The sequence below is a fragment of the Dickeya oryzae genome, from assembly GCF_020406815.2.
Classification (GTDB): Bacteria; Pseudomonadota; Gammaproteobacteria; order Enterobacterales; family Enterobacteriaceae; genus Dickeya; species Dickeya oryzae.
Genome location: NZ_CP162670.1, coordinates 1,643,736 through 1,656,981, shown reverse-complemented (window position 1 = coordinate 1,656,981; position 13,246 = coordinate 1,643,736). Strand labels below are relative to the sequence as shown.

Annotated in this window: 7 protein-coding genes; 5 read left to right on the top strand and 2 right to left on the bottom strand. The window is 49.3% G+C overall.

Annotation, left to right across the window (positions count from 1 at the left end; translation table 11 throughout):
- Positions 1-83: 83 nt before the first annotated feature.
- Positions 84-1,232 (bottom strand): PIN domain-containing protein, encoded by a 1,149-nt coding sequence (locus tag LF929_RS07135; protein WP_226093290.1) that lies wholly within the window; start codon positions 1,230-1,232, stop codon positions 84-86.
- A gap of 430 nt (positions 1,233-1,662) precedes the next feature.
- On the opposite strand from LF929_RS07135, the gene LF929_RS07130 reads away from it, so the two are divergent.
- From LF929_RS07130 to ggt, 5 genes are all read left to right on the top strand, one after another.
- The gene (locus LF929_RS07130) at positions 1,663-2,577 is read left to right on the top strand and encodes a radical SAM protein (protein ID WP_226093291.1); all 915 of its coding nucleotides are present in this window, start codon (positions 1,663-1,665) and stop codon (positions 2,575-2,577) included.
- On the top strand, positions 2,574-2,987 hold the full coding sequence (locus tag LF929_RS07125) for a DUF6375 family protein (protein ID WP_226093292.1): 414 nt from the start codon (positions 2,574-2,576) through the stop codon (positions 2,985-2,987). Before LF929_RS07130 ends, LF929_RS07125 begins: the two co-directional genes overlap by 4 nt.
- Before the next feature lie 11 nt (positions 2,988-2,998).
- Positions 2,999-7,018, top strand: coding sequence for a hypothetical protein (locus tag LF929_RS07120; protein ID WP_226093293.1), 4,020 nt, complete (start codon positions 2,999-3,001; stop codon positions 7,016-7,018).
- Between the two features lie 991 nt (positions 7,019-8,009).
- On the top strand, positions 8,010-9,272 hold the full coding sequence (locus tag LF929_RS07115) for a glycosyltransferase (RefSeq protein ID WP_038908507.1): 1,263 nt from the start codon (positions 8,010-8,012) through the stop codon (positions 9,270-9,272).
- 230 nt (positions 9,273-9,502) lie between these two features.
- Complete coding sequence (gene ggt / locus LF929_RS07110; protein ID WP_038908508.1) at positions 9,503-11,266, top strand: gamma-glutamyltransferase; 1,764 nt, start codon at positions 9,503-9,505, stop codon at positions 11,264-11,266.
- Here ggt and LF929_RS07105 read toward each other — a convergent pair.
- Complete coding sequence (locus LF929_RS07105; protein ID WP_210176449.1) at positions 11,260-12,870, bottom strand: methyl-accepting chemotaxis protein; 1,611 nt, start codon at positions 12,868-12,870, stop codon at positions 11,260-11,262. The genes ggt and LF929_RS07105 overlap by 7 nt on opposite strands.
- Between the last annotated feature and the right edge of the window lie 376 nt (positions 12,871-13,246).

The following is a 13,246-nucleotide window of genomic DNA, read 5'->3' as shown; positions in this document are numbered from 1 at the left end:
TCCGCAAGAAGGTCCTCGTAAATCAATGAGCGATAAGACAGACGTAATAATAAATTAAGTGAGATTTCCTTTTTTGTTCGTTATTATGATTCTTCGTTATCGTAATCACGTCGCCAATCAGGTTCAACCTGGCCGAAATTTGCTTCAGTAATGGTTTCAAGTACTTCAATTTCAGCAACTTTAATATCATCAAAATCTTGGCTAAAGTCACCGGTAAGAGTCAATAATATATCTGTATGATAAGACTCTTTTGTATTGCAAACATTCCATCCCATATGAACATAATCTCTATCCACCGAATCTTTGATTGAGAAATCGAAACTAGCCTCGACCTCTACTACAACCGTTGCGCCAACTTGTAAAACAATCGATTCATCATCTATTCTTACAACTTGGATTTTAACCCCTCCCCCATCATCGTTATCTAACTCATGTGAAATATAAGAAGCAGAAACATCTTCCCATTCAAGATACATAGAAGAATCGGCATCAATCCAAATGTCACTTCCATTAATACTGTCGATAATAGCATTTTCAATTTCTTTTAGTACGTGATTATCATCATCGAACAAAGAGTCCTCTCTGATATGACTAATAATACTCGCAACTTTGTTGTGTGGCTGGAATTTTTCTAATGCTTCAGCTAATGAAGAAACCAATGTGATTCTATTGGATTTGAGAGAAAATTCTTTCCATCCGTTATCTTGACTAACTGCAATAACATTTACATTATTGCGTTCAGCCCATCCTTCTATCGATAATAATGCAATTGCATCTGGAAATTCATTTTTTTTGTCTTTCCCTGTTTCAAAAGGTGCTTTAGTTGAAAAATACATTCCCATTAAGACAGATAAATCAATGTATTTCGCTGAGTCTATTTTTTCAGCTCCAATGGACGCATAATAACTCTCTAATTTCTTCTCTACGATTTCTTCCTCCGTACCCTCTATTGTTAGTAATTCTCTAGCCCTATTAATACTTTCGTTTTTTATTTTCAGTTGCTTACTTGCTGCTCTTAGCGCTTGGTCAATTGAAGAACGTGCTCTTGATAACTCTTGCCCGATATGCTTTATAGCTTCATTATGTACTATATCCGTTTGAATGACGCTAACGGGGCTATCTTTAAATTGCATCATCTGTGCAAGCCTGCCATCATAAAATTTATATCCTTCACTCTTCAGTGTAGCGTTATCGAGAGTAATCGCACCAAAATTCAACTCTATTTCATCCATAGCAATTCCAACTCCAAAATATTTTTTATTAAACTAAGAGCCCATTATAAATTTCGCTTACCCATGAAATTATTTTTATGCGAACTTTAATCAATAAAAAACCACCACCTTAACCATAAAAAAACCAATTGAACATATTACCTATAACTATCTTCGCTTCAAACTATAGTTCATTAACCTGGAGTTAAGACCGTCTTCTTATGTACGAAACTGCCATCGAGAAGAATGTTTGGATCCGACCTCCACCCTGATTAATATAGCACCGTGGTGCTCGCAATGTCTGCTTCTAAAGCCCCCGGCCCTTAGAATTGGCATGGGAAAGTCGCTATAAGCAAAAGTGAATCTTACAATATTCTTTTAAAATGAATTTTCGCTATGATGTTAAAACATCACCAACGTCGTGGTATTAATCAACGGGGAGCAATGCGTTATGAAGTCAAGAATCGGGCCAAACGGAGTGCATTTCTTCGATCGAAATACAGGTCTGAATGTCCTCTTAGACGAATTGCGCCCTCAGGAGACGGTTTGGTCGATATCTCCCCGTCAAGTCTCCGTCGCACTCACCAATCTTTGTGATCTCCACTGTGCGCACTGTTTTGCGCCCAAGCACAAGGCATTGTTGCATACTGATCAAGTGATTGGCTGGTTGAAGGAACTGGATATTGAAGGATGCCTCGGCATCGGATTTGGTGGAGGGGAACCAACGCTCCATCCTAATTTCGTCGAAATATGCAAACGGGCTGCGGGGGAGACTCATCTTGCAGTCACATTTACGACTCATGGTCATCGTCTGACTAAACCATTGGTTAAAAACCTCAAAGGTTCGATCCACTTCGCGCGCATTAGCGTTGACGGGATAGGCAATACCTACAAAGCGCAGCGTGGAAGACAGTTTTCAAGTTTACTCAGAGGAATTGAGTCGATTACGAAATTGTCGCCCTTTGGGATCAATGTCGTGATAAACGAGCGTACGATTTTTGAACTTGACGCAGTGGCTGAGCTGGCGCAACAGTTTGGAGCTAGTGAATTGCTTTTACTGCCTCAGCAAGCAACTAACTCGGTTGCAAGTATGGATAAAGTGGTCGGAAAAGAGTTCCAGAACTGGGTCTCTAACTATCGAGGAGAGGTTCGGCTTGCAGTAAGTGAGGCGGGTGCTCCTGGACTACCTACGTGCGACCCTCTTCCTAATGAAGTAGGCCTTCAGGCCTACGCGCACATAGACGCTTCTGGGATATTGCGCATGAGCTCCTATTCAACCTCGGGTGTGTGTATTGGAGAAACAGGTGTTCTGCATGCGCTTAAACGCCTTAGGAATACCCTAGAGATCAAACGAGAGACACAATGATAAAGATATGGAATGGATACGGATCTGAGCATTCGATGAACCTAGTTCTCATCGGAAGATTCAAGCAAACGCAAGATGCAGAAAAGGTCGAGAAGGACATTATCAAGATTAGTACTCAGGCTGCGAAAGATGAATGTTATACCATCCCTTTTGATGAGCCAGAGAATCAACGATTTTCAGATGACATGCTTTCTTTGCTACGCAGTCTGCAGCTTAATGTCTTAGGACCAACTGATCTTGGCCAACTGCTATCGGATCATCATCTAAGTCGTGACGGCGATAGAATAACAATAACGACTGATGAGGCAGAGATATCCGCGTTCGTAAAGCTGTTTATCGAGGCTGGGGCAAAAGTCGAAGTGTTCTCCGCACATGACTATCCGTCCGATCCCGGCAACGCCAACGAATAGGGAAAATGCCGATGCCTGAAGCAAATTGGGATGTATTCAACAACCTACCCGGTGCAGCGGATGAAAATTTCGAGAAACTTTGTCGTGCTTTGGTGCGTCGACACTACGGACGTTTCGGTCGTTTCAAGCAACTCGCAAACCAGCCTGGCGTAGAGTTCCACCTTGAGTTGACCGAGTCTTGTGCTCTCGGAACACCGCCGTGCTGGATTGGCTGGCAATGCAAATGGTATGAACTGGCAAATGGACAAGGTTTGGGTACCCAACGCCGCAAGATAATCGTCGAGGGCATCGAGAAGACGCGCAAACATGTCCCAGGTGTAACCAATTGGAAGCTTTGGACACGTCACACCCTGACAAAAGATGATCAAGAGTGGTTCTTCGCGCTGGAGAAAGACAGTTTCCCTGAATTTAAGTTGGAGCTGCTGACGGCAGCGGACATCGAAGACCTTCTCGTAGGACCTGGAGCACTATTTCGAGAGACCTACTTCGGTGAACTTGTTCTAACGCCAGTGCTACTTGCTGAGCAGCATAAGCTCGCTACGGCTCCGTTCAAAAGCCGATACCAACCAGAAGTTCATGTTGGCGTTGCAGCTGAGGAGAAGGTACTTAGACATCTGGGTGCCCAAAGTGTGTGGAAATCGTTGGAGACGCTCTCTAGTACCCTCAAGGGGAATTGCACGGATATTGCTTCACTAACAGGTCAACTCAAATCTGAACTCAAGGCCGAAGTTGACTCACTCCTGACTAGGGCCAACGAATCGGCTGACCTGCTAGATAACCTGCACATAGCGCTCGGCAGTGGTGACTTCGACGCTATACAACATATGCTGGCTGCGAATCCGCCTCAACCGGTGCGCTATGATAGGCTACTTTCAAAGCTGCGTGGGGCTCGTTCAGGCGGAGCACCGTTAACCGCAAATCTGGTCGCGGACATCCATGCACTTTCCTCGGTGCTGTTCAGTCTGGAACGGTCGATAAGCGTTCGAGCTGTGGCCGTTCTTGCAGCTGCAGGAGAAGGAAAATCTGAGCTTGCCATCAAGGTGACGCAGCCAGATGGAGATTTCCCCGGCGGTATCTTGCTACTGGGCAAGAACCTTCACGCAGGCCAGAGTCTTGACGATCTTGTGTCTGCCTTCAAGATTTCTGGCAGACCAGCGGAGAGCTTCGACCGGCTGGTTGAGGCCGTTGATGCAGCTGGTCAGCGCGCGGGCAAGCGAATCCCTATAGTCATTGATGGTCTGAATGAAGCCGAAGACCCAAGAAACTGGAGGGATGAACTCGCCCGAGCGCAGGAGTTTCTGGAGGGCTTCCCATATGTTCTGCTGGTTGTCACTCTACGCAATGAGTTCGCGCCAATGTGCCTGCCGGAGGACTTTCCTCTAGTTGAGCACAACGGATTCCAAGAAGCACCGCAGAGGGCCATTGAGAAGTACTTTGCGTACTACAGGATCGACGCCACCGACGCAGATTTACCAATCGAGTTCTTGCAGCACCCATTGACGCTGAAAATCTTCTGCGAGGTGGCGAACCCTCGGCGCCAGCACCTTGTCGGAGTGGAGGCCCTACCCAGTTCGCTTACAAGCCTGTTCGAAGCGCACTTCGACAAGGTCGCAGCACGAATTGCTGAGCTTTCACCGGCAGCGCATCGTATCTATCAGGAGGAGGTGCAAGATGCACTGCTGACGATCGCGGGGCTCCTTTGGGATGGCAACGCGAGAAGCGTGGAGTTCCAAACTGTACGTGCGGCAGTTGGAGACGTAGGCCGTTGGGACGCCAGCATCATTCGCGCGCTGGAGTCCGAAGGCGTACTCGTTCGAACGACTTCTGGAGAAGGCGTCCAAGGCATCGCGTTTTCATACGACCTGATGGCCGGACATATGATGGCGTATCACCTGCTTGCTAAGCCTGACTTGGCGCATTGGCTGCAAAGCAATGAGGGACTCGCGCAGTTTCAATTCCGTGAGTCTGGGTCACACACTTTTGCCTATGACGTATTCCGGGCTCTGGTTGGCCTGTATCCGCAACATCGTGGCCGCCGCCAGCTTTGGCAAGACTTGCTGGACGAGAATCTTGTCATGAACGCCCTTTTGTTGACGGCGCAATCAGACCCACGTCACATCAGCCGGGAAACGGTTGAACGATTTGCATGCGCGATGCAGGAATCGAAGCCGTTTGCACAATTAGCCTTCAAGAGACTTCGGAGCACCAGAGCAGCAATAGCGCATCCGTTTGACATAAATTTCACGCATGATGTGCTCTTGGCAATGCCCAATACGCAGCGAGATCTGTTCTGGTCTGAGTGGATTAGAGAGCGACAACAGGAAATTGAAGATGACTTCAATTTCCTGTTGTCCAGATGGAAATCGAGTGACCTAGACGAGCGAGAGATTCGGCGGGCACGCTGGGTGATGTGGACGCTGACGTCAACGATCAGAAGCCTGCGCGACTTGGCTACCAAGACCCTGTACGAATTCGCAGTCAAGCGGCCAGGAGAGTTTTTCCAGCTGGCAGTCGAGTCAATTGCCGTTTCTGACCAATACGTGCCCGAGCGTATGTTCGCCGCAGCCTACGGTGCAGCGCTGACCACCTGGTCGGATATCAATGCTGTGGAGATGCGTGAGGCTCTACCTCAAGTTACTCGTGAGATTTATGAAGCGATGTTCGCACCTGGGGGGTCGCATCCCACTTGGCATGCCCTATATCAGCAGTACTGTCTGGGAACTATTGCCATCGCAAGGATGGTTGATCCGACTTGCTTGTCTGAGGACGAGGCAGCGCACCTGCTTCGACCGTTTAGCCATCTGCCAAGTCCGTTTGACGCCTTACCGCATTACGACTCGGCGGTGATCAAACGTGCAAAGGACGAAGCGATTCGAATGGACTTCGGCAACTACACGATAGGTAGACTGATTCCAGATCGCTGGAACTACGATGACAGCAACCCAGAATACCAACGGGTGCTGTCGGCAATCGTTTCGCGAATGCTGGTGCTTGGCTATGAGCCCGAGCAGTTCAAAGCCGTTGACCGGCAAATGTACTCCGGCTCTCGTATGGGAGATGAAAAGCACAAAATCGATCGATATGGGAAAAAGTACGGCTGGATAGCTTACTTCGAGATGTGGGGAATACGATACTCGCAGGGCTGCCTTTCCGAGGACCGCAGCGCACGCCCATCAGATGCGGATATCGACCCAACGTTTCCGCTAGAGGCTGTAAACATTGATTTGTCACTCCCTGTCTTGTTTAATGATCAGTCTGCGGATGCTGGTGATTGGATAGTGAGAGGTCCGCAACCTGACTACCGCAGCATCCTAGAGATCACGGAGATTGATGGTCTGACGGGGCCATGGATCCTACTTGACGGTTTTCTTAAACAAAATGCTCCCACGGACGACCGACAGGTCTTCACTTTCCTTCGGGGAATACTTGTGGACAGAACAGAAGTTGACCGTCTATATGAGTTGTTCATCGGTCTCGAATACCCTGGCAATGACGCCATTCCAGAAGGGCCTAGTTACTACTACACCTATGCTGGTGAAATGCCTTTTTTCTCGATTCCGGGACTGCAACACGCTGACGAACAAGAAGACGGCTGTGCCGAATACATGGTGTCTGCAGATAGGTGGTCAAACCATGGTGTCTCAGTCGAAATTCCTGTGCAGAGGTACAACTGGGAGAGCTACCACAGTGCAGAAAATCACAGCAGCAGTGTGTGCCTACCCTCAAAGCAGCTTTGTAATGCTTTAAATCTCAGGTACCGCGCAAACAAGTGGGATTTGTACGATGTTACAGGCACTGCATCCCTATACCGCGAAGTTGGCGAGTATGGATCGGAGCTCAGTGGCTCTATCAGCTATCTACGTCGTGATCTTCTTGACCGCTACTTGATTCAGTCCGGCAAAGTACTGGTATGGCTTATGTGGGGTGAGCGTGGCTTCCATCACCGGTCAAACGAGGCAAACAGCCTGTACGAGTACTACACGAACCATCAACATATTCATAAGAGTATTCACGTCTATCAGACTGCTTAGGGCACTCTGAAGGTAACCGAATCAGGTTATGGAATATCGCCATTATTGGATGCAGTAAACGTTTAAGCTAAGCGAGGAGCCTGAACAGTGATGGTAAAAATGGTACAGAGAGCAGCCCAGCAGTACTACATACCGGCTGTTCTGCAGAAGATCCATCTGCAGAGATTCGCCTCACTGAAGATCTCTTTGGAACAGTTCCACTGTGGTAGAGATTCTTCAATGCCAGCTCTGATTGAGCTTTCCTTGAATGGAGTATCATAGTAACGATCATCCTATGCAAGGAGAGGGCTAAAAATCACTTTATATAACCGTGCCTATTGGTGGTCACTCTGGTGGTCTTGACAGGAAGAGACTTCCGGCTTAGCTTACTTATTAGCCAGTTACTGGCAAAGGCGATCCCAGTCAGAGGAGCCAAATTCAACGCCTTGCAATTCATAAAGAACTGCGAGGCGTTTCTCTTTGTACGACCCAGTACCGCGTATGCCATCGCCATGCTGTCATGTCCAGTTTCAGGTTCATCACCGTGGGGGCATTAATCAGATATGAAGTCAGATAATGATTAATGTTCAACCTGCTAAGCCGTGATAATCAGCCCATGTTAATTAAGCAGCATTAATTATCTATTTATAATAGAAAAACTAACGTGACAATCAATCATTGTTATTTTCTTGCTGCTCATTTTATTTTCTTATTCGAATAAACTTCGATACAAAAATTAATAAACCGCATCAGGAATAATGCCTGTACAGACTTATACCCCCTCCCCTATACTCGCGATAACACGCTACCAGCCAGCCGATGTTGACTATCACGATCTTATGCAAAAAGAGCGGTAAGACATCATACCTTCCGTGCCGTACATGCATCAGGTAAGGAATAATAGGCAATGAATGCCAGTTAATACGTTATTTTCCACACTGCAATTAATTACCGTAATAAATCACAAGGATGAAATTACACCAGAGAATTCTGGTGCACACAGGAGGGAGTCATGAGGATATTTTTATCCACGCTGGGATCTGCTGGAGATGTTTATCCATTTATTATAATAGGTGAAGCACTAAAGAATGCCGGACTGGAAGTTTACCTTTGCACCAATCCTTATTTTGAAAAAACGGCAAAAGAAAGAGGATTGCAGTTTATCCCGGTTGGTAGCAGTGAGGAATATTTACGCGCCGTTAACTCACAGCGCTTATGGAATCAAAAATCCGCATTCAATGAAATGGTTAGGTATATGAATGCCCAACAACAAGCCGCTTATGACGCGCTGGAACCGTGGGTCGATAGCACCTCAGTCATCCTCACCTCGCTCTGGTCGTTCTCCGCCAAAATGTTCAGCGAAACCCGCGGCTGCTGTGTTATCCCGGTGCGCGTCACGCCATCAACATTTATCTCCAGTTACGATCCGCCTTATCACCGCCAACTGGCCTGGGGACGTCGGTTACCGATTAGCCTGCGCCGTCTGTTTTTGCATCTCGCCGAGAAATACCTGATTGACAGAACACTGGCGCCTTTTATCAATAGCTTCAGAAATCAGCTGCGATTACCGCGAATCGAACGGGTACTGACCTCCTGGGCGCATCGTACGGACTCAACGTTACTGTGTCTGTTTCCGGAATGGTTTGCCTCACCCTTGCCAGACTGGCCGCCACATATCCGCCAGGTAGGGTTTCCGTTGTTTAACCTGCTGGATAACCACGAGGATGACTCTCTGACGCGGTTTATTGCACAGGGGCCGACCATAATGTTTATGCCGAGTTGGGCGCTCAGTAGCAAACAGGTATTGATGGTTTCTCTGGTAAAAAAAATCCGCCGACGTGGCTATCAATGCTTAATCGTTGGCAAGCCCAATGATGACTTAGCAAACGATACCGGTATTCGTATCGAGCGCCACATCAATCTGAACCGCTATTTGCATCAGTGTGCCGCGGTTATCCATCACGGCGGTATCGGTACGATGGCGCAATCCTTCGCCGCTGGTATTCCTCAATTGGTGATCCCCAGTGCCTTCGATCAATTCGACAACGCACGTCGGGTGACGGCCATGAAGTGTGGTGCCTGGCTTAAAGACGACGATATCGACAGGTTCGACGATACGTTATGCCAGCTACTGGACGACCCCGAGATCGCCGCAACTTGTCAGCGTATTCGCCAGCAGTGCCTTCCCGGGCCGGTTATCGGTGAGCAAATTGTCACAACGGTATGCGATGCCTATGCCAGGCATACCGCAAAGTCCCATTCATCCCCAGGTTAATCCCTCTTCGGGTCATGCTCTACTGACACACCTTCGGACTTACACCTCATCAGGCGAAGACATCACAAATCGATAACATTCCTGATGATTTTCCGTGTATTGCATGCCGTCGCCGCTACACTGAAAACGGCATGGTGTCAGAGCTAAAGTGGCACGCGGCATGCATTACAGAGACACAATCACAACGGTACGTAAAGACAACAACATCAATCCGGTTACAAGGGGGTTTTATGGCATCGGGAAAATGGCTGCTATCGTTAAGTCTGACGGCGTTACTGGTCAGCGGTGCAGTCCACGCGGTTTCCATACCGGCAGTGGAAGCGAAAAACGGTATGGTGGTCACCTCACAGCACCTCGCATCACAAGTCGGTGTCGATATTCTGAAAATGGGGGGAAACGCCATTGATGCGGCGGTAGCGGTCGGCTACGCACAGGCCGTCGTCAATCCTTGCTGCGGCAACATCGGCGGCGGTGGGTTTATGACAATCCATCTGGCGGATGGTCAGGATACGTTTATCAATTTCCGTGAAACGGCACCTGCCGCTGCGTCCGCTAATATGTATCTGGATGCGAACGGCAACGTTAAAAAGGATGCCAGTCTGTATGGCTATCTGGCGGCGGGTGTTCCCGGTACGGTACTGGGGCTGGAAACGGCCCGCGAAAAATACGGCAAGCTGACTCGTGCGCAGGTCATGGCACCGGCTATCAAGCTGGCACGAGAGGGCTTTATTTTGACTCGCGGTGATACCGATATCCTCGACACGACCGTCAAACGGTTTAAACAAGACCCCGAGTCCGCACGCATTTTCCTGCGCCCCGACGGCTCTGCCTTACAACCGGGCGACCGACTGATACAGACTGACTTAGCCAACACATTACAGGCGATATCCGACAAAGGCCCTGATGCATTCTACCATGGTACCCTTCCTCAGGTTATCGAGGAAGCGTCCAAAAAAGGGGGGGGTATCCTGACGGCTGCCGATTTCGCCAACTATCGGGTAACGGAAACCAAACCGATCACCTGTAGCTATCGCGGTTATCAGTTCATCTCATCACCACCGCCCAGCTCAGGTGGGATCACGATGTGTGAAACGCTCAATATTCTCGAAGGCTACGACCTGAAGAGTATGGGATTTAACTCGGCGCAAGCTATTCATGTGATGACCGAAGCCATGCGACACGCTTACATGGACCGCAACACCTATCTGGGTGACCCGGCATTCGTTAAAAACCCCACGGAGCGGCTGTTGAGCAAAGACTATGCGGCTCAAATCCGCAAAAAAATCGACGAGACCAACGCCACGCCGTCTGAACAGGTCAAACCCGGCATGGAGCCGCATGAAAAACCGGAAACCACCCATTACTCGATCGTCGATAGTCTGGGGAATGCCGTCTCTACCACTTATACAGTGAACGGTCGCTTCGGTGCGGTCGTTATCGCTCCCGGCACCGGATTCTTCCTGAACGACGAGATGGATGACTTCACCGTCAAGGTCGGTGAGAAGAACCTGTATGGTCTGGTACAAGGAGAACGCAACGCCATTGCACCGGGTAAACGCCCGCTGTCATCAATGAGCCCGTCACTGGTGACTAAAGACGGCAAAATCTTCCTGGTACTGGGGTCGCCGGGTGGGTCGCGGATTATCAGCATTACACTGCAAAGCGCGCTGAATATTCTCGATTTCGGCATGCTGCCGCAAGAAGCGGTGGATGCGCCACGCATCCACCACCAGTGGTTACCCGATGAGGTGTACTACGAACAACGCGGCCTGTCTGCCGATACCCTCAAGCTGCTAAAAGAACGCGGCTATAAGATGGTGGAACAGACCCCCTGGGGTGCCACCGAGCTTATCATGGTCGGTCTGCCCGGTGTGGAAGGGGTCATCCCTGCTAACTCCGGCAACGACTCAGCCGTATCTGGCAAGGTCCGTGAAGGGTATCTGTACGGCGCCAACGATTCACGCCGACCCGCCGGTGCCGCTATCGGTTACTGATAACCCGGTAACCAGGCTTGCTCTGTAGCTTGTACTACACTACGGGTGTTCGGTACCGAGCCGGGCACCCGCTCCGAGAGTCGAAAGACCCCTACGGCCTGCACCAGTTCTTCCGCCTGACCACTCAAACTTCCCGCTGCCGCCGCCATCTCTTCGACCAGCGCCGCGTTTTGTTGGGTAGTGCGCTCCATGCTCACGACAGCATCGCCAATCTGCGATACGCCACTACTTTGTTCATGACTGGCTGAGCTTATCTCACCCATAATATCGGTCACCCGGCGGATACTATTGACCACATCATGCATGGTACTACCGGCTTTATCCGCCAGCGTACTGCCGTTTTCGATGCGCTCGACACTGCTGGAAATCAGCGCTTTGATCTCACGGGCTGACTCTGCGCTACGCTGCGCCAGCGCCCGCACCTCACCCGCCACCACCGAGAATCCGCGGCCTTGTTCACCGGCACGGGCCGCTTCCACCGCCGCGTTCAGCGCCAGGATGTTGGTTTGAAACGCGATGCTATCGATAACACTGATGATGTCGGCGATACGTTGGGCGCTATCATTGATCTCCCTCATGGTCTCTACCACCTGAGTAACCACGCTTCCGCCCTGCTCCGCCACCTGACTGGCCGTCTGGGCCAGTTGATTTGCCTGACGGGCGTTATCCGCATTCTGTTTCACCGTTGCGGATAACTGCTCCATCGACGCGGCCGTCTGCTCCAGCGCACTAGCCTGGGATTCCGTACGTGCGGACAAGTCATGGTTGCCGTGCGCAATTTCACCGCTGGCCATCCTCACCGATTCAGCACCATGACGCACCTGCGTGACAATACGCCCCAGACTTTCCTGCATATGCGACAATGTATTGAGTACGACGGTAATTTCATCACGCCCACGAACGGTGATCGGATAGGTTAAATCGCCATTCGCAACCGCTTCGGCAGCCGATTGTGCCTGCAGCAGACTGCGAACGATACCACGCACCATCAACCAGCCAAATACCACCGCGCCGCTAATACCGGCCAGCACTGCCAGAATAGCCAGTGTTTTTAACCACTGATAACGCTGCACAGAATCCGTGTATTCCTCTTTGGCCACATCAACCTGTAATGTCACCAGTTGGCTGAGTATGGCATGGCTTTGCTTTTCCAGTGGGCTGACGTTGTTGTCATAAAGGCGTATTGCCTGTTCCATTTGTCCGGCACGGATTGCCGAGTCGGTAGGCTGTATCCCTTCGCGGTTATAGCGTTGCAAATTCTCAGCAAATTGATCCGCCAGACGCGTTTCATCCGGTGTCAAATATGTCGCACGGTACTCACGCCACACCTGATCGATCCGAGTCGTATTCTGATTGAGCTCGTCAACGCGTTGCTGTTTATTGGCCGCATTCGGTAATAGCAGCATATCCATGATCAATATCCGGTTACGCTGCATCAGCCATTCCATTTTTTCCAGTTGGGCCAGTACCACCGTACGGTCTTCATACACGGTCTTAAGCGATTGATTGGCCTTTTCTGCGGTAAACATGCCGATAGCGCCCATGATCAGGATGCCCAACGATAGCATCCCGGTGAAACTCCATAATCGTGTCGAAATTTTCATTGTTGCAAAGCCTGTGCTGTGTAATGTCGTCTGTTGTTATGTCTTCATTGACCATACGGCTATCCCGTACCTATCAAGTCGAGGTAATGTTTTTCTGCGAGAATGACGCGAAAACAAGAGATGAACTATATATAAAACCTTGTAATGACAGAAGGTTATCAATTTTCTCACTCGGCGGATAAAATAGAATGAAATGGCATTTCACAAGCAGAATTACATCGCGATTACCGCTTTTCAGCACGGTAAATGTTATTTATGTTATTGAAGGCCGCCATTTATAAAAAACGTCGGAAATTATTTTTTATAGTGATCGGCAATTAAAAAGAAACGCTTATGATTGATAGCCACCCTTATGGCATCTGTCCGGAGAAAGGAA

Bases quoted from the DNA above. Each gene is read 5' to 3' on its own strand.
- LF929_RS07135 (WP_226093290.1), bottom strand. From the start codon at position 1,232: ATGGATGAAATAGAGTTGAATTTTGGTGCGATTACTCTCGATAACGCT.
- LF929_RS07130 (WP_226093291.1), top strand. From the start codon at position 1,663: ATGAAGTCAAGAATCGGGCCAAACGGAGTGCATTTCTTCGATCGAAAT.
- LF929_RS07125 (WP_226093292.1), top strand. From the start codon at position 2,574: ATGATAAAGATATGGAATGGATACGGATCTGAGCATTCGATGAACCTA.
- LF929_RS07120 (WP_226093293.1), top strand. From the start codon at position 2,999: ATGCCTGAAGCAAATTGGGATGTATTCAACAACCTACCCGGTGCAGCG.
- LF929_RS07115 (WP_038908507.1), top strand. From the start codon at position 8,010: ATGAGGATATTTTTATCCACGCTGGGATCTGCTGGAGATGTTTATCCA.
- ggt (WP_038908508.1), top strand. From the start codon at position 9,503: ATGGCATCGGGAAAATGGCTGCTATCGTTAAGTCTGACGGCGTTACTG.
- LF929_RS07105 (WP_210176449.1), bottom strand. From the start codon at position 12,870: ATGAAAATTTCGACACGATTATGGAGTTTCACCGGGATGCTATCGTTG.